Raw genomic sequence first — 18,383 nt, 5'->3', positions numbered from 1 at the left:
GAGAGGTAAAATGAGACTCCCTCAAATTCAAATTCGTACAACAGATGCCAAATTAGACCTTCATATAGGAAAACCACAACAACACATTGAACAACCAGAGGCTACTCTGCATATTGAACAACCAGCCGCTATCTTGGAGATTCATACAACAAGAGGTGTTTTAAAAATAGATTCCTCACAAGCGAGGAGAGATTTAGGGTTAATTGGACCAATTGAAGCAACTAGAAATGCTGCGAAAGAAGGTCAACAGACTGCTCTAAGTGGTATTGAGAGACGAGTAAATGAAGGGCGACAAATAATGATGTCAGCTGGTAAAGGACAAGGACGAGCTATTATGCAAAATATTGCTAAACAAAATCATGGGCCCCATCGTGTACCGTTCAATATCAAATTCGTACCATCCATAGGCTCTGTAAAAATCGACTATACTCCTGGCACAACAGATGTCAATATTGAACGGAGAGAGCCAATAATTGACGCAAAGGTGAACAAACCAATCTACGAATACACACCAGGGAAAGTAACTGGTACAATGGTACAAAGACCAAATGTTGACATTGATGTAATTGGTTAAAGGAGAGAGTAATCTAATGGATATTGAAACAAAATTTTTAGGAACAGTTGAAATTAATGAACAAGACATCTTAACATTTGAAACAGGACTGCCAGGCTTCCCAAATGTTCGTAAATTCGTCTTGTTACCTCTCGATGCAGATTTACCGTTAGTAGTCTTGCAATCTGTTGAACAACAAGAACTTGGCTTTGTGCTCGCTTATCCATTTGCCTTTAAAAAGGACTATGAATTCGAAATTGATGAGGAAGTTAAAGAGGATTTGCAAATCGAAAAAGAAGATGATATTGTACCATACGCAATTTTGACATTAAAAGAAACGTTCCAAGAATCTACAATGAATTTACTAGCTCCAGTTGTCATAAATACAGTAAAAAAACTTGGAAAACAAATTGTGTTACAAGATAGTGCAAGCTATCCATTACGCTATCCAATCGGTGCTGCGGAAGGAAGTGCCAAGTAATGCTTGTATTATCTAGAAAAAAAGGCGAATCCATCATGGTTGGCGACCAAATTGAAGTCAAGATACTTGCGGTCGAGGGTGATCAAATAAAGCTCGGCATCGTGGCACCAAAATCAGTGAAGGTTCATCGCTCAGAAATTTTTGAAGCCATTCAGGAACAAAATAAAGAAGCACTTGCAACTTCTCCAAACTTGTTAAGCAAATTGAAAAAAAACAAATAAAATTTTTTTGAAAACTATTAAACATTCAATCTATCGTACGATATATAGATTGTAAGGCAGAAGTAGTACATACTACAGAAACCAAGCTCTCCCACAAGGATGTGGGTTACAAAAAAACAATTCAAGGAGGAATTCTATTATGAGAATTCAACACAACATTTCTGCATTAAATGCACACCGTAACTTAGGTGCAAACAACACTCAAGCTTCTAAAAACCTTGAGAAGTTATCTTCTGGTTTCAAAATCAACCGTGCTGGTGACGATGCTGCTGGTTTAGCAATCTCTGAAAAAATGCGCGGACAAATCCGTGGTCTTGACATGGCTACGAAAAACTCTCAAGATGCAATTTCTTTAATTCAAACTGCTGAGGGTGCATTAAACGAAACTCACTCAATTCTACAACGTATGCGTGAATTATCAGTACAATCTTCAAGTGACACGAACGTTAACCTTGACCGTGATGCAATCCAACAAGAAATTTCACAATTAACAGAAGAACTTGACCGTATTTCAGATACAACTGAATTCAATACGCAAAAGTTACTTGATGGTTCTTTCTCAGGAACTTTCCAAATCGGTGCTAACGAAGGCCAAGAATTAAAAATGAACATCAATAAAATGGGTGCTGCTGCTTTAGGTTTAGTAAATACTACTACTGTTGAAAGAGATGTAGATGCTAGTGATACGACAAAAGCATTAGCTGATGGCACATATACAGTTAATTCAACAGGAACTGCTTTATTAGATAGTAAAGGTAACCAAGTTGCAACATCTACGGCAGCAGGTACGTTTACTTTAGACAATGGTGCAACATATACATTCGCTAAAGTAGGTACTGCAGCAGACTCTATGAAGGATAGCATTATTACAATTAAGGGTGGTAAAGCATCTCTTGAAAGTAACCTAAATAGTAATTCAAGCAAATTAGCTGCAGGTAACTATGAAATTGTAGGTTCACAGGTAATTAAAGATGGTAAAGTTGCTGGAGAAATGAAAACATTAACAGCAGCTGCAACAATCGGAGGACAATCATTGTCAGCGGGTTCAACATACCTTGAATTTAAAGATGGTAATGATACTCTTCAAGTGACAAAGGATGATTTAAATTTAAAAGATGCATTTGCAGCAGGTAAAACATTTGAAGTTAATGGTGTAAGTGTGTCTACTCGCGACCAAGCTTCTGGTACAATTACTAAAATTGATGATGCAATTAAACAAGTATCAGACCAACGTTCAGCACTTGGTGCAGTTCAAAACCGTTTAGAGCATACAATTAACAACTTAGGTGCTGCTTCTGAAAACTTAACAGCTGCTGAATCTCGTATCCGTGATACAGATATGGCGAAAGAAATGATGGAATTTACAAAGAACAATATCTTAATGCAAGCTGCACAATCAATGCTTGCTCAAGCTAACCAACAGCCACAAGGCGTGTTACAATTATTAGGTTAATTCCTAATATATTAAGCCATAGCGCATTGCGCTATGGCTTTTTTTAAGAGGAGGAGTCCAAATGTATATTGATACAAATATAGAGGCTTTATCAAATAATGAATTAAATTGGGTAGCCATACATAATGGGGAATTAGAGCCGCAATTTACAGCTCTAGACACAGATGGTGTTACAGCTTTTTTTACTTATAGTAATGGAGAAATTCGTACTCTTCAAGATACATTAAATCCAAAGTATCAAAGTCGTGTAACTCATCGAGAAATTTTATTTGTATTTGGTGTATATGCAATTAATGAAATTAATCATCTATATCAGACCAAGAATCAAGAGACACTAATTGTTGTCATAGAGCCAAACCTTAGTTTTTTTAATTACAGCTTACATAATCGGAAATTAAAAGTTTTTACCAATAAAAATATATGCTTATTTGCCGATAGTCAAACTGATAGTATTATTTCGTTTTTGCAACCAATTTTACGTGATATTAATTTTGTGAAATTATTTAAAAAAATAAATTTCTACTTTACTTCTTATTACCGTCAATATGAATTTACATTAACTAAAAAATATGTTGAAATAATACGTCAAACCATTTTATCTACTATACATACTTTTGGTAATGATATAGAGGATAGCCTGATCGGATTAAAGCATAATTTAAAGAACTTGCCTTATATTATGCAATCAAAAGATACCTCAAAGCTATTAAATGCGTATAAAGATGTGCCTGCAATCGTTGTTGCAGCAGGTCCATCTTTAAATAAGAATATCCAATATTTAAAAGCTGCAGAAGGCAAGGCTTTAATTATTGCAGTAGATACGATAGTTCAACGGTTATTAAAAGAAGATGTAATACCTGACTTTATATGTTCCATTGAACGATTACCACAAGTTTATGACTATTTTTACAAAGAGAAAAATATCCCAAAAGAAATTACTTTAGTTGGACCAGGTGTTTTGGATTCACGAGTTTTTGAAGAATTTAAAGGAGAGATAATTATTCCATTTCGTAATGAAATAAGCGAAACAACATGGCTACAACGTGTTATGAATCAACCTGAAACATCAGGAATTTCAATGGGGTTATCTTGTGCACATGTTGCTTTTGGAATAGCAGATCATTTTGGCTGCTCGCCTATTATTTTAATTGGTCAAGATTTATCTTATGGGGCAAATGAAAATGAAACTCACGCTTCAGGTACGTTTTATGATGCAGAGGAGCCAACAAAAGAACAAAAGCGTGATCAAGATTATGTAGAGGGATATTATGGAGAAAAAGTTCTAACAACACGTATATGGTTACAATTTAAAACCTGGTTTGAGAAGCGCATTGGGGAAGCTAATTTAAAAGTTATTGATGCAACAGAAGGAGGGGCACGAATTTATTTAACAGAACGCCAATCTTTAAAAGAGAGCATTGAACAATATTGTACAACTCATATTGCCCCTGCTAGAGAAGTTTTAAGAAAAATCAAAACGTACTCTATTGATAAAGAAAGCATGAAAAAAAACCTAGAACATGAAGTAAAGTACTATAATGATTTTCTAGAAAATCTAATCAATTACTTTAATCGTGTTGAAAAAATGGAAATAACACATAGTACATTTATGAAATACAATGATCAGCTTTCTGTGATGCACTATATTGTAAGAGATGCTATGAGTAATAGCCTAATTATGCATAATCTACAATCAACATTACTGCGCTATTTATGGGCACATAACAGTCGGGAACAAATTGTTAGTCGTGAAAATGTGCAGGCTGAAAAAAATGAGCAGATTAAATTATTAGGCGTTATGAGCCGAACAATATATGAAATAAAGTTACTTGTAGAACAAGCACTTTATCAAATAGAAGAGGAGATTTAAAGATGAATGAAGTTTATGAAGTTGCTCAAAGTTTTAATGAATACCTTCTGAAACTACCAAAAGGTTGTCATTTAATTGCTAATATGCTAAGAGAAAATAATATAGAACTGGCGATGCAAAATATTTATAATTTTTCTGTGGGTCTTTCATGGTTAGAGGAAGCTGTAGTGCTTCTAAATAACAATGATATTGATTATAAATTTGATTTCCAGAATGTTGTATTTTTTTTAGAGAAGATTAATGAAGAAATAGAGCAAAAAAATTATTTGCAGGTAGCAACAATTTTTGAAGATATAATTTCAAAATTTTTTTCGAATGTTGAACTAATTAAGCAAATTAAACATTAATTTATATTTATTGACTATTAAAAAAAGAAATATTAAAAGATAGAGGTATTGTATGATAAAAAATAAAACTATTTTAGTAACAGGTGGGACAGGCTCATTTGGTAAAAAGTTTACACGAAAAGCTCTAGAATTAGGTGTAAAGAAAATTATTGTATTTAGTCGTGATGAGTTGAAGCAATATGAAATGAAACAGGAATTTCAAGATGACCGTATTCGATTTTTCATTGGAGATGTGCGAGATAAAGATCGCCTATACCGTGCATTTGATGGTGTAGATATTGTGATTCACGCAGCTGCAATGAAGCATGTAGATGCGTGTGAGTATAATCCGTTTGAAGCAGTAAAAACAAATATACACGGTGCGCAAAATATTATCGAAGCAGCAATTGATCGTAGTGTTGAAAAAGTGATTGCACTGTCAACAGATAAGGCTTGCGCACCTGTAAATCTTTATGGTGCAACGAAACTCGCTTCTGATAAGCTTTTTGTTACTGCGAATGCCTATGTGGGTGAAAAGAAAACTCGTTTCTCTGTTGTGCGTTATGGAAATGTAGTTGGTAGTCGAGGAAGTGTTGTACCATTTTTTAGGGAAATAAAGGATACAGGGGTAGTTCCAATTACAGATAAACGTATGACTCGCTTTTGGATTACCCTAGATCAAGGTGTACAATTTGTATTAGATAATTTAAATCGAATGCATGGTGGGGAAATTTTTGTTCCTAAAATTCCGAGTATGAATATTATGGACTTAGCAAAGGCTATTGCACCAGATTGTAAATATGAAATTGTAGGGATTCGTCCAGGTGAAAAATTACATGAAGCGATGATTATGGAGGACGATGCACGTCATACATTGGAATATAGTGATTATTATGTTATTTATCCAGAATTGAATTATTGGGTGTTTGACCAAGAAGGGAATGGTGAAAGGCTAGAAGAAGGGTTTTCTTATACTAGTGATAAAAATACTCAATGGCTTTCAATAGAGGAATTAAAAGATTTAATTACAAAAATTTAATAAATCAAATATAGTTAAAGATTAAATGTAGGAGGTAATTTAATGAATATTGTAGCAATTACACAAGCACGTGTAGGATCTACTAGGCTACCTAAAAAGGTATTGAAGGTTATTAATGGTAAAACATTACTTGATTACCAATTAGATAGTTTGAAAAAAAGTAGATATATTAAAGAAGTGATAGTAGCTACAACTGTAGAATCTTCAGATGAAGAAATTATTCAATTATGCAAAAAAAGAAATCAAAAATATTTTAGAGGACCAGAGAATAATGTGCTTGAACGCTATTACTTGGCATCTAAGAAATTTGAAGCAGATGTTATAATACGTATTACATCAGATTGTCCAGTGATCGATATAGAAATTATAGATACTGTAATTGAAAAATTCATTAAGCACAAAGTAGATTATGCTTCTAATACTTTAGAAAGAACGTATCCAAGAGGAATGGATGTGGAAGTCTTTACAATGAACGCATTAGAAACTTCATATAAAAATGCTAGAGAACAACGAGAGATTGAACATGTTACACCATATATTTATTTTAATCCAGAAACTTTTAAATTATTGAGCATAAAAAGTGATCAAGATTATAGCCAATATCGTTGGACAGTAGATACAGAAGAAGATTTTGAATTAGTTAAGCGATTAATTATGGAATTACATAGACAGTCTAAAGAAATAAATTTGGAGAATTTGCTTCAAATAATGGATGAAAATGAGGAATGGTATCTTATTAATGCACATATCGAACAGAAAAAATTATAGGGAAGTAGTATAAATGATTGTATTTCGAGTAGATGGATCTGTAGAAATTGGTGCAGGTCATGTAATGCGCTGTTTAACATTAGCCAAGGAATTAAAAAAACAAGGCCATGATGTACGATTTATTAGTAGAAAAGCAATAGGAGATATGATTGAATTAGTAGAAAGTGAAGGATTTATAGTTTACTCATTGGAATATGTAGAGAATGGTCTATGGAAGTATATAGAGGAAAAATGGGAAGAAGATGCGAAAGCAACGATTAATGTACTAATAAATACTTGTGTAGAATTGTTAATTGTTGACCATTATTCAATTGATGAAAAATGGGAGAATACTTTAAGGTCCTATGTAGAGAAAATTATGGTGATAGATGATTTAGCTAATCGTAAGCATAGTTGTGATATTTTATTAGACCAAAATTATTATTTGAATTTTGAAAATCGTTACACAGGGCTGGTAAACAATAATGCTAAGCTATTATTAGGACCAAAATATGCTTTATTAAGAGAAGAATTTAGAACAAGATTTAATAAAAAGAGCACAACAATTGATGGAAACTTAAAAAATATATTAATCTTTTTAGGCGGCGCTGATCCAACTAATGAAACTTATCGTATATTAAAAAGTATTAAGCCAATAGTTGAACAATGTAATTTGTACATCAAAGTTGTAGTTGGACTCCAAAATCCTAATATATATATAATTAAGCAATTTTGTGAAGGACATTCTGATAGATTTGAATTGTTAATTCAAGTTAATAACATAGCAGAACTTATTTGTGAATCAGATTTAGTAATAGGTGCTGCTGGTGTTGCTAGTTTAGAAAGAATTTATTTAGTAACACCTTCGATAGTCATTTCGATTGCTGAAAATCAAATACAAAATGCTATTGATTTAGAGAGCAGGAAGCTTTTAGTTTATGTTGGAGATAAGTCACAGCAATATGAAAAGAAACTTCAAAAGTTGTTATTAAGTTTTATTAACGATACAGATAAATTGACTCAAATCAGTAAACAGTGTAGTGAACATAAAAGACTGTGGGGGCATGAAGAATCATGGATAAACTCTTTATTGTAACAGGAGCTAACAGAGGCTTGGGTAAGGCTCTTGCAGAACGATTATTAGAGGCTGATCAATCTGTATTGGCTATTAATAGGAGTAGCTCCTCCAAAAGTGAAAATACAATTATTTGTGATCTAGCTGATGCAACTCAATTAAATGAGTTGACAGAAAAATTAAAAAAAATGACGAAGTATCATGAAATTATTTTCATTAATAATGCTGGGGTAATCGAACCTATTGGAAATATTGGGAGTTTTTTATCGATTGACAAGATTCAGCAACATATTAATGTAAATTATCTAGCACCTATATGTATTATTAATGCATTAATGCAAATAAAGAATATAAATTTAAAAGTGATTAATGTTACAACAGGAGCAGCAGAGCGCTATTTAGAGGGTTGGTCTTTATATGGATCTAGTAAAAAAGCTGTCAAAGTAGCATTGGATACATTAATGATGGAAAATTCAAATATAGATATAGTCCATTTTGATCCTGGAGTAATAGATACAAACATGCAAACTAAAATTAGAGATAGTGAATTTAAACTAAAAGAACGATTTGTACTATATAAGGAAAAACAAAAATTGCAAGCCCCTGAAGAAGTTGCTAAAAGAATTATTAGGGAATGTAATATAATATGAAAATAGCCATATTATCCGATATTCATGGAAATAGCGAAGCTTTATCAGCTGTATTAGAAAAATGTTGGATTTTAGGAATCACAAAGTTGTATGTTTTAGGGGATACTGTTGGTTATTATAATAAAGTTTCAGAAGTATTAGAACAACTTAGCTTATTTGATGTAACCTATATAAAAGGAAATCACGAAGAAATGTTTGAAAAGGCATCGAAGGATGAATTGTATCGAAAAAAATTAGAAGAGAAGTATGGAACTGCCTATTCTGATACTATAAATAATTTAAATAAGCATCAAATAGATAAGTTATTTAATAGCCCTTATGAAACAATTGAATTTTTACATAATAAAACGCTACGATTCATTCATAGCAAGTATGAGGATTGGAAGTATTTTTATCCTGATACTCCTGATGAAGAATTGCAGAAAATACTTAAAGAGGAAGATTATTTGTTTTTAGGACATTCGCATTATGAATTTATACGAAAGCTTGATGGCAAGACAATTATAAATGTAGGTTCAGTAGGACAATGTAAAACTTTGGGTGGGGCGGCTTCATGGGCTATTTATGATTGTAAGTCGAATAAAGTAATTTTGATGAAGACACCTTATAATAGAGAAAAATTCATTGAAATAATTAATCAATCAGATTTGCAAAAGAAACAATGGTTGATTGAATTTTTATACAGAAATAATTAACTAAAAGGATTTTAATCTTATGAAAAAAACAATATTAATTACAGGTTTAGCAGGAGATATTGGACGAAATATTGCTCGAATACTGAAAGAAGAATGGCCAAACACAAAAATTATTGGAATTGATATAAATAGTGATTTTCCATTTTCGAATTTTGCTGATATTTTTATAAAGGGTGTAAAAGTTGCTGAGGAGTATTTTATTTCCTTCATTGAGGATCTAATAGAGGAGTATGATATAGATTTTATTATTCCTACATCAGAAATAGAGTTAAGATATTTTTGTAATAATAAAATTAAAGAAATTAGAAACATACCTTTAATTATGGCGGATTTTAATTCGATGGAGATAGGGTTTGATAAATGGCTTACTGTTCAATTTTTAAAAGAGAATAATTTTGATTATCCAAAAACATTAAACAGTGACGAATTAGATAACGCAGAATTGATTAAAAGTTTTCCTTTTCCAGCAATTTTAAAAGAAAAGAAAGGCGCTGGAGGGAACGGTGTATACTTTGTAACAAATGAAGAGTTTAATATTTTAAAGAAACTAAAAAGATGTTTTATATTACAAGAATATTTATCTGGAAATTTTGGAGAGTATACGTGTGGACTAGTTAGATTTGATAACGAAATAAAAACTATTATTTTCAAACGGAAGTTAGCAGGAGACAAAACATCTTATGCAGAGGTAGTACAAAATGAACAAATAAATAATTTCTTAATTAATTTAGCTAAATCCGTTAATTTAAATGGAAGTATTAATATCCAGTTGCGTTTAACAGAAGAGGGACCAAAGGTTTTTGAAATCAATCCGCGTTTTTCAAGTACTGTCTATTTTAGATATAAACTTGGATTCAAAGATGTAATTTGGTCTATTCTACATCAAATGGATATGTCCATTTCATATGATACGTATGATGAGGATGATAATCTTGGAAAGAAAATCTTTAGAGATGAAAATATTATCATTTATTAGAAAGTAGAGATTAATTTGAAAATAATTATTTGTTCCTCTAATAATTTGTACACAAAATTTTTAAAGAATTTAAGAAGAGATCTATCAAACATTGAAATAAATTTTATCAATCAAGTTGAAGACTTAAATCCTGTTTATATTCAGAATTTAGATCCTAGCTATATTTTTTTCCCACATTGGTCTTATAAAATTCCAACAGACATTTATGAAAACTATGAATGCGTAGTATTTCATATGACAGATTTACCTTTTGGACGTGGGGGTTCACCGTTACAAAACCTAATTTCGCGTGGAATTTTCGAAACAAAAATTTCTGCATTAAGATGTGTTGAAGCGCTTGATGCTGGTCCAATCTATTTGAAACGACCTTTATCGCTATACGGTAATGCAGAAGAGATTTACTTACGTGCTTCCGATATTATTTCTGACATGATTAAAGTCATTATAAAAAACGAACTTCAACCAATAGAGCAAAACGGAGAAGTAACTTACTTTAAGCGAAGAAAAGCTCATGAAAGTAATATAGAGCAACTTGACTCTTTACAAAAGGTATTTGATTACATACGTATGTTAGACGCAGAAGGTTATCCTCTAGCTTTTCTAGAAACAGATTTTTTAAAATTAGAATTTTCAAGGGCGTCAATAAAAAAAGATCATATTACTGCAGATGTGAAAATTACAGTAAAAAAGGAAGAAAAGGAATGAAGAAAATATTAGTAATAGCTGCTCATCCAGATGATGAAATTTTAGGGTGTGGTGGCGTTATGGCCAAACATTCTAAAGATGGAGATAAAGTATATTCTGCAATTTTAGCAGAAGGTATTACAAGTAGAGATTTGCAACGTAATAAAGAGGCACATGAAGATAATTTCAAAATCTTATATAAAGCCGCTGAGCTTGCAAATGAAATTGTTGGGGTAACGGAATTAAAATTGTTAGGTTTTCCCGATAATAGAATGGACTCTGTAGACTTGTTAGATATTGTAAAGCAAGTAGAGATTTTAATTGAAAAAATTAAGCCTGATATTATTTATACACATCATATCGGAGATGTGAATATTGATCACCAAATGATTCATAAAGCTGTAATTACTGCTACTAGACCTATTCCGGGAAATCATTTAGTTGAGGAAATACTGTTTTTTGAAACAGCTTCAAGTACTGAATGGATGACACCTGGAACTGCAACACCATTTACACCAAATTATTATGTAAATATTGAGGAAACATTGCACCTAAAATTAAAAGCTTTAGAAGCATATGAATATGAAATGCGTGATTGGCCCCATGCTCGCTCCATAAAAGCACTGGATTATCTAGCTAAATGGAGAGGGGCTAATATCGGGTTTGAAGCAGCGGAGGCATTTATACTTGGGAGAAAAATAGTGAAGTAAGGTGTGATAAAATATGACTAAAATGACTTTACAACAATTACAAATTGGTAGTAAATACAGACCATTTATTATCGCTGAAATGTCAGGGAATCATAACCAATCATTGGAACGTGCGCTTGAAATTGTAGAAGCTGCTGCTGAAGCTGGAGCACATGCTTTAAAAATTCAAACATATACAGCAGATACAATGACACTGAATATAGAAAACCCAGATTTTTTTATAGATGATAGAGAAAGCTTATGGGCAGGAGAAAATTTGTATAAGCTTTATCAACAAGCATACACGCCATGGGAATGGCATGAAATTATTTTTGAAAGAGCAAAAGAATTAGGAATGATTGCTTTTAGTACACCTTTTGATGAAACGGCAGTCGATTTTCTGGAACAATTAAATGTGCCACTATATAAAATTGCCTCTTTCGAAAATAACGATATACCTTTAATTCGTAAAGTGGCTAAAACAGGTAAACCCATGATTGTATCGACAGGTATGGCTACTTTAGCAGAGCTTGAGGAATTGGTGAAGGTTGTAAAATCGGAGGGAAATGATAATTTAGTTTTATTAAAATGTACAAGTACATACCCTGCTACTCCTGAAAATACGAATATATTAACCATTCCACATATGCGACAGTTATTTGAAGGAGTGCAAATTGGCTTGTCAGATCATACTTTAGGAATTGGTGTAGCAGTTGCTAGTGTAGCTTTAGGGGCAACTGTAATTGAAAAGCATTTTACATTGAGTCGAACGGATGGGGGTGTAGATTCTGCATTTTCAATGGAGCCTTCTGAAATGAAAGCTTTAGTCGAAGAAACTGGGAAGTGTTGGCAGTCTTTGGGGGAAGTTAAATATGGACCGACAGAAAGAGAAATAAATTCTTTAAAATTTAGACGTTCACTTTATATATCTGAAAATATGAGAGCTGGAGATATCATTTCATCTGAAAATGTTCGTATCGTTCGACCTGGTTATGGTATGGAGCCAAAATATTTTGATTTAGTATTAGGGAAGAGTGTTAAGAAAGATGTTACAAAAGGGACACCATTAAGTTGGGAGTTGCTTTTGTAATGGAAAAATATAAGTGTTTTATATCTTACGGTCAGCAAGCAATTGATGAAGAAGATATTCAAACGGTCATTGATACATTGCGCTCGTCAAACCTAACACAAGGTCCAAAAATTGCGGAGTTTGAACAAGTTATTGCTAATTATGTAGGAGCAAAATATGCAGTAGCCTTTTGTAATGGCACAGCAGCATTACATGGTGCTTGTTATGCAGCTGGGATTGGGGAAGGAGATGAAGTTATCACTTCTCCAATTACTTTTGCTGCTAGTGCAAACTGTATACGCTATGTTGGTGGGACAGTTGTTTTTGCCGATATTGACGCAGAAACATACAATATTGATATAAATCAAATACGAGCTAAAATTACAGAGAAAACAAGGGCCATTATTCCGGTTGATTTTACTGGACAACCAGCTGATATGGATGAAGTTATGGCGATTGCCAAGGAACATAATTTAGTCGTCATTGAAGATGGTGCACATTCACTTGGAGCTGAATACAAGGGACTAAAAATTGGTACACAAGCTGATATGACCATGTTTAGCTTTCACCCTGTAAAACCAATTACAACTGCTGAGGGTGGAATTATCGTTACTGATAATGAAGATTACTATAATAAGCTACTAAAATTCCGTAGTCATGGTATTGAACAAACCTCTTATGCAAAGGAACAGGGAAGCTGGTATTATGAAATGACAGACCTAGGCTTTAATTATCGTATGACGGATTTACAGGCAGCTTTAGGAATATCGCAAATTAATAAAATTGATACTTTTTTGCAAAGAAGACGTGATATTGCAGCGATGTATACAGAATCATTACAGAAATTTGAAGGTATAAAAGTACCCCAACAATTAGAAGAAACAAAATCGGGTTGGCATTTATATATGATTCAACTAGAAGGTATAAATCGAAAGCAAGTATTTGAAGAAATGCGTGCGGCGAATATCGGTGTACATGTGCATTATATTCCTGTGTATTGGCACCCTTATTATCAACAATTAGGCTATAAAAAAGGGCTTTGTCCTGTGGCAGAAAAATGGTATGAAAAAGCTTTGACATTACCAATTCACCCTCAACTGAGTAATGAGGAAGTAGCATTTGTCATAAATAAACTAAAATCTTTTATGAGAATCAATTGATTTTTGCAAGTTTGGGTATAAGGTTATATATAATTAGTTACTAGTTTTATAAACTGTCAAAAAAAGGGGATGGACTTTTGTGAATTGCGATAAAAATGACGAAGTGATGTTAGTTAAAAGTATTAGGATTTAATTTTTTAAAAATGAATCGTTCTAAAAGTCAATGATATTTATAAAAGAAATGTAATCCAAAGCATGGTTCTTAACAACCATGCTTTTTGTTATGTTTATAGCCATTGAAACATAGATGAGTTTATAATTACTGTCTCTACATAAAAGTTTATTATTCGAATGCTAATAATGAAAATTTTTTTTTAGAAAGGATAAAGTTCCTCCTATAATTATCCACATAGTTTCAAAAAAAAAACTGAAATTCTCCTCTTTTTATCCGATATTAGTAACAATCATATCTGTATTAGATTCAAGGAGGATGAAATTATGCGCATTTCAGGCAATGCAGATACTGGTGCAGCAACTATTCAACAGCAAGTCTCCTCTAATGCACCAGCAGTGGAGAAAGTAGTAACGCAAGGAAGCGACACTACAATGAAAAGTGCTACACCGATTGTTGAACAAATACAACAACTTAGTAATGATGATGAAACAAAAGCAAAAGTACAAGAAGTTGTCGATAAAATGAATAAAATGCTGGAAGTAAATCAGAGTGCTGCAAAGTTTAAGTATCATGAGGGTTTAGAACGTTATTATGTAACTGTAGTAGATAGTGCTACTGATGAGGTATTAAAAGAAATCCCACCGAAAAAGTTACTAGACGCTTTTTATGAAATGCAAAAGCTATTTGGGATGATTGTAGACGAAAAAATATAATTATATTTTAAAATGGAGGACTATTTATGGTAATGCGAATAGGTGGATTAGCATCAGGGATGGACATAGATGCTTTAGTAGAAAAATTAATGAATGCAGAAAGAGCGCCATTAAATAAGCTTTTACAAAATAAACAAAAATATGAATGGCAACGCGATGCTTATCGGGATGTCAATACAAAATTAAAAACATTTGATACGTACATTTCAGATAACTTAGTGATAAAAAACTTAAGTTCAAAAACAGCAAGTAGCTCAAATTCAGATTTAGTATCTGCTATTGCTACTAGTAAGGCTACAGGTACACTTTCTATTGAAGGAGTGTCACAATTAGCAGAGGCTGCCCGTACAACGAGTGGAAATACGTATGCAAGTAACTCTACAAATATGAGTACTTTGGTAGATGGAGCAAAATTTATTTCCTTTAAAGCACCAGGAGCAACAGAAGCAACAGAAATTGAAATTACGTCCAACATGACTGTAGAAGATTTTGTTAAGAAAGTAAATGATAGTGGTTCAGGTGTATCGGCGGTTTTTGAAAATGGTCATTTTTCTTTTACTGCTACAAATACAGGCGCTGGTAAAATAGAAATAAAAGGGTTGGATAGTAAAGGTGGCAATGATGTAGCTCTCACAAAGCTAAACTTAACTGAATCTGCCGGAAAAAATGCTGTCTTTACAGTGAATGGAATTGCTACTGAGCGAGCATCAAACTCTTTCTCTATTAATGGTTACAACATTACATTAAAAAAGACTTTTAATGAAGCTGCGGCACACGATGAACTTGTTAATATTGCAAATAAAAATTTTGAGAATGCAGAAAACAAATTAAATGAAGTATTTGCTGAATTTGAACAAAAATATGGCATCACATTAAGTGGTAATGTTAATGACAAATTTACACAGATGAATAACGAACTTACAAGTATAATAGGCACACATCAAACTGCAGTAAATAATGGGATAAATGATTTGAAAAATGCAAGAAACATAAATATTAGTGTAGCGGTAACAGGTTTATCTCAAGATGCGCAGGATTTTATTAACTCATTAACAGATAAACAAAGAGTAGCCTTTGCTGCGAAAGATATTGAGAATGATGATTTATCTGATCTAAATTTCACACCTGAACAGGCTGAAGCCTTCAGTAATCTAACTAGTGAGAAGTCAGCAATGAATGTTTTAACAGAAACTGACTTAACAAGAACAGCTGGCTCTGTTTACGATAATGTTTACAGTGCATTGTCAGCCGATGCGAAAAATGCTCTTTCTACAAAAACCTTTGATGAATTGAGAAACGACACATCACTTTCACCAGAAGATTTAAATATTTTGAATGCCTTAACAACCGAAGAAATCGCAGCGGTACAAGATGTTCATGATAAAACAAACTCATTGGCAAGTGCGAAAGCTGATTTAGTAACAGCAGTTACACATGGTTCTAATATGACACAAGCAAAAACAGCATATGATGATGCATTGGAATCAAAAAATAATTTACCGAGTGCTCCAACATCAACAACAACTGCATCATCTGTTACATTAACGTCAACAACAAACGTTGATGACATGATGAATAAAATTAAAGACTTTGTGAATATGTACAATTCATTCATTAAAGATTTAAAAGAGCAAACGACACAAACGAAATATCGTGATTATGCTCCATTAACAGAAGATCAGAAAAAAGATATGAAGGAAAGCGAAATTAAGCTATGGGAAGAGAAAGCGAAAAGTGGCTTACTTCGTAACGATTCACTTCTTCGTGACGGACTTTCTAAAATGCGCTCACTTGTTTATGAAGCTGTTCCTGGTCTTGAAGACTCAAAATTTAATACATTATTCAGTGTCGGTATCACGACTACTAAAAATTACAATGATGGTGGCGCACTAGAGATTGATGAAAAGAAATTACGTGAAGCATTAGAGGCAGACCCAGATGCTGTGGCTCGTCTATTTAAAAATGATGCTGGTAAAGACAAAGATGTTGTAGATGGTAAAGTTGTTGATACGCGCGGCTACCTTGCCAGATTGCGCGGATCAATGGATGAGTTTAAAATTTCAATTGAACAAAAAGCTGGCCGTGCAACAATGACAGATCAACAATATACGATTGGTAAAAACTTAATTGATACAGATAAGCGTATTTCTACATGGCAAGATAAGCTCAAAAATATTGAGGCACGTTACTGGAAACAATTCTCAGCAATGGAGCAGGCTATTAATAAGGCAAATCAGCAATCTGGAATGTTCATGCAACAAGGCGGAGGCTTCTAAATAAGGTAGGGGAAACATATGCAGCAAATAGATCAACTATTGCAAGCTTCAGCAAATTTATTTAAGCATTTGGGTGAAACTCCAAAAGGTGAAGACCGTGATGAATATATCTACACTATTAACAACATGTTAGACAAGCGTGGTGCCATTATTGAAGAAATGATGAATGATGGATTTCGTTTCGATGAACAAAATCGCATTCATCGTACATTGCTAGAATTAGATAATGGTATTAAAAAGCGTTTAGCAGATGTAATGGATGCAGTTAAACAAGACATGGCAAACCTACAAAAAACGAAGAAAAGTGAACAGCAATATTATAATCCTTACTCGAATGTTCGCGTAATGGATGGCATGTATTATGACAAAAAAAATTAATCGTTTATCTTCATTCATCGTGCTGGAATTTGCTAGCTGAATGAAGATAAAGCATTGGCAGATGTCATCCGATTTTAAAAAGAGTGAATTGTGATCATACAATTCAAAATCCAGACAAAATTACGCTGAGACGTAAATAGCTTTTCTTCGGAAAATGGTTTAAACTAGTAAATAAGTAACCTTTCAAAGGAGTTGTCCTTTATTGGCAGCAAATTTAACAGCACAAAACGCGTATAAACAAAATAGTGTGACTACAGCTTCCCCTGGCGAATTGACATTAATGCTTTATAATGGATGCTTAAAATTCTTGCATAAGGCGAAACAAGCTATCCAAGATAAAAATATTCAAGAGAAAAATACAAACATTCAAAAAGCTCAGGCGATTATTAGTGAACTGATGTCTACACTCAATATGGATATTGAGATTTCGAAACAAATGCTACCTCTTTATGAATATATGAATCATCGTTTAGTAGAAGCCAACATTCAAAATGATGTAGCCATTATTGAGGAAGTGGAAGGATTTGTGACGGAATTTCGCGATACGTGGAAGGAAGTAATTCGCATTAATCGACAACAGCAATTTGGTCAGGGAAACAGCGGACAAATTTAGACACAATTAGAGACCATCGAAAGAGATGGTCTCTTTTTTGTTAAACCGTTATTATCATGAAATAGTCATAAATTAGGCTATTCAACGGTAAAATATGTTACTTATTCCCTGTGGCTGTTAGTTGGGCATCATGGCATAATCAAAGCAATAAACATGTTTAAAAGAGTACTGGGGTGGGAATATGATCTTTAAGCGTCAAGAAGGTTTCCGATTTAAATTTAAGGAGCCTATTCAAATAACTTTTGCTATTTATGAGAATGGGAAGGTCAATCATGGACAAACGGCTATGGCTGACTTGTTGGATATAAGCCCACGTGGATTAAAGATGTTTACGGAAGTGGATTTAGGTATAAACCCTCCTCCATTAGATATCCATTTTGTGCTTGATACACAAGAAGTTCGCGCTTATGGAGAAGTGATTTGGAGTCGTCCATTTGGGAGCGGCAAGCAATACGGCATCTATTTCAATAATCAAGGACCCGTGGAAGATTTGATTGTTGAAGAACTAAAGCTTCGACGAAAAAAGGAAGCAGCAGAAGCGAAAAAACAAAATAATAATTTATAAAAATTTTTGTAAAAAAAAGAATGATTTTAGAGGAA

General features: G+C 33.1%; 21 protein-coding genes. All 21 read left to right on the top strand.

Annotation, left to right across the window (positions count from 1 at the left end; translation table 11 throughout):
• Positions 1 to 10: 10 nt before the first annotated feature.
• The 21 genes from AC1RFD_RS13905 (at position 11) to AC1RFD_RS13805 (ending at position 18,348) form a co-directional block, all read left to right on the top strand.
• Positions 11 to 574, top strand: coding sequence for a DUF6470 family protein (locus AC1RFD_RS13905; protein ID WP_328025702.1), 564 nt, complete (start codon positions 11 to 13; stop codon positions 572 to 574).
• A gap of 16 nt (positions 575 to 590) precedes the next feature.
• Positions 591 to 1,034, top strand: coding sequence for a flagellar assembly protein FliW (gene fliW, locus AC1RFD_RS13900; protein WP_054549759.1), 444 nt, complete (start codon positions 591 to 593; stop codon positions 1,032 to 1,034).
• Positions 1,034 to 1,255: a carbon storage regulator CsrA gene (csrA, locus tag AC1RFD_RS13895; RefSeq protein ID WP_054549760.1), complete on the top strand. Its 222-nt coding sequence runs from the start codon at positions 1,034 to 1,036 to the stop codon at positions 1,253 to 1,255. The genes fliW and csrA overlap by 1 nt, the downstream gene beginning before the upstream one ends.
• A gap of 139 nt (positions 1,256 to 1,394) precedes the next feature.
• A complete protein-coding gene (locus tag AC1RFD_RS13890) occupies positions 1,395 to 2,708 on the top strand; it encodes a flagellin N-terminal helical domain-containing protein (RefSeq protein ID WP_492474982.1) in 1,314 nt (437 codons plus the stop codon).
• Between the two features lie 61 nt (positions 2,709 to 2,769).
• Complete coding sequence (locus tag AC1RFD_RS13885; protein ID WP_328025704.1) at positions 2,770 to 4,578, top strand: motility associated factor glycosyltransferase family protein; 1,809 nt, start codon at positions 2,770 to 2,772, stop codon at positions 4,576 to 4,578.
• A 2-nt stretch (positions 4,579 to 4,580) separates the two neighbouring features.
• Positions 4,581 to 4,925: a DUF8042 domain-containing protein gene (locus AC1RFD_RS13880; RefSeq protein WP_004227560.1), complete on the top strand. Its 345-nt coding sequence runs from the start codon at positions 4,581 to 4,583 to the stop codon at positions 4,923 to 4,925.
• A 52-nt stretch (positions 4,926 to 4,977) separates the two neighbouring features.
• Positions 4,978 to 5,943, top strand: a complete 966-nt coding sequence (gene pseB / locus AC1RFD_RS13875) for a UDP-N-acetylglucosamine 4,6-dehydratase (inverting) (protein WP_328025705.1) — start codon at positions 4,978 to 4,980, stop codon at positions 5,941 to 5,943.
• Positions 5,944 to 5,985: 42 nt separating this feature from the next.
• A complete protein-coding gene (locus AC1RFD_RS13870; protein ID WP_328025706.1) occupies positions 5,986 to 6,711 on the top strand; it encodes a glycosyltransferase family protein in 726 nt (241 codons plus the stop codon).
• 13 nt (positions 6,712 to 6,724) lie between these two features.
• Entirely contained in the window at positions 6,725 to 7,786 is a 1,062-nt protein-coding gene (gene pseG, locus AC1RFD_RS13865) for a UDP-2,4-diacetamido-2,4,6-trideoxy-beta-L-altropyranose hydrolase (protein WP_328025707.1), read from the top strand.
• Positions 7,765 to 8,415: an SDR family NAD(P)-dependent oxidoreductase gene (locus AC1RFD_RS13860; RefSeq protein ID WP_328025708.1), complete on the top strand. Its 651-nt coding sequence runs from the start codon at positions 7,765 to 7,767 to the stop codon at positions 8,413 to 8,415. Before pseG ends, AC1RFD_RS13860 begins: the two co-directional genes overlap by 22 nt.
• Positions 8,412 to 9,110, top strand: coding sequence for a metallophosphoesterase family protein (locus AC1RFD_RS13855; RefSeq protein ID WP_328025709.1), 699 nt, complete (start codon positions 8,412 to 8,414; stop codon positions 9,108 to 9,110). Before AC1RFD_RS13860 ends, AC1RFD_RS13855 begins: the two co-directional genes overlap by 4 nt.
• A 19-nt stretch (positions 9,111 to 9,129) precedes the next feature.
• The gene (locus AC1RFD_RS13850) at positions 9,130 to 10,086 is read left to right on the top strand and encodes an ATP-grasp domain-containing protein (protein ID WP_328025710.1); all 957 of its coding nucleotides are present in this window, start codon (positions 9,130 to 9,132) and stop codon (positions 10,084 to 10,086) included.
• Positions 10,087 to 10,101: 15 nt separating this feature from the next.
• Positions 10,102 to 10,791 (top strand): formyl transferase, encoded by a 690-nt coding sequence (locus AC1RFD_RS13845; protein ID WP_328025711.1) that lies wholly within the window; start codon positions 10,102 to 10,104, stop codon positions 10,789 to 10,791.
• Positions 10,788 to 11,480: a PIG-L deacetylase family protein gene (locus AC1RFD_RS13840; protein WP_315055739.1), complete on the top strand. Its 693-nt coding sequence runs from the start codon at positions 10,788 to 10,790 to the stop codon at positions 11,478 to 11,480. Before AC1RFD_RS13845 ends, AC1RFD_RS13840 begins: the two co-directional genes overlap by 4 nt.
• A 13-nt stretch (positions 11,481 to 11,493) precedes the next feature.
• The gene (gene pseI / locus AC1RFD_RS13835) at positions 11,494 to 12,549 is read left to right on the top strand and encodes a pseudaminic acid synthase (protein WP_328025712.1); all 1,056 of its coding nucleotides are present in this window, start codon (positions 11,494 to 11,496) and stop codon (positions 12,547 to 12,549) included.
• Complete coding sequence (gene pseC / locus AC1RFD_RS13830; protein ID WP_328025713.1) at positions 12,549 to 13,688, top strand: UDP-4-amino-4,6-dideoxy-N-acetyl-beta-L-altrosamine transaminase; 1,140 nt, start codon at positions 12,549 to 12,551, stop codon at positions 13,686 to 13,688. Before pseI ends, pseC begins: the two co-directional genes overlap by 1 nt.
• Positions 13,689 to 14,126: 438 nt before the next feature.
• Complete coding sequence (locus tag AC1RFD_RS13825; protein WP_004227547.1) at positions 14,127 to 14,516, top strand: flagellar protein FlaG; 390 nt, start codon at positions 14,127 to 14,129, stop codon at positions 14,514 to 14,516.
• Positions 14,517 to 14,542: 26 nt separating this feature from the next.
• The gene (gene fliD, locus AC1RFD_RS13820; protein WP_328025714.1) at positions 14,543 to 16,792 is read left to right on the top strand and encodes a flagellar filament capping protein FliD; all 2,250 of its coding nucleotides are present in this window, start codon (positions 14,543 to 14,545) and stop codon (positions 16,790 to 16,792) included.
• 18 nt (positions 16,793 to 16,810) lie between these two features.
• Positions 16,811 to 17,170 carry a flagellar protein FliT gene (gene fliT, locus AC1RFD_RS13815; RefSeq protein ID WP_328025715.1) on the top strand — a complete coding sequence of 120 codons (360 nt, stop codon included), beginning with the start codon at positions 16,811 to 16,813 and terminating at the stop codon, positions 17,168 to 17,170.
• A 202-nt stretch (positions 17,171 to 17,372) separates the two neighbouring features.
• Positions 17,373 to 17,783 carry a flagellar export chaperone FliS gene (gene fliS / locus AC1RFD_RS13810; protein ID WP_048392059.1) on the top strand — a complete coding sequence of 137 codons (411 nt, stop codon included), beginning with the start codon at positions 17,373 to 17,375 and terminating at the stop codon, positions 17,781 to 17,783.
• A gap of 181 nt (positions 17,784 to 17,964) precedes the next feature.
• Positions 17,965 to 18,348: a PilZ domain-containing protein gene (locus tag AC1RFD_RS13805; protein ID WP_048392058.1), complete on the top strand. Its 384-nt coding sequence runs from the start codon at positions 17,965 to 17,967 to the stop codon at positions 18,346 to 18,348.
• Positions 18,349 to 18,383: the final 35 nt, after the last annotated feature.

It is taken from the genome of Lysinibacillus sp. GW823-FHT02G10, assembly GCF_058797135.1.
This window is presented reverse-complemented; position numbering and strand designations above follow the sequence as displayed.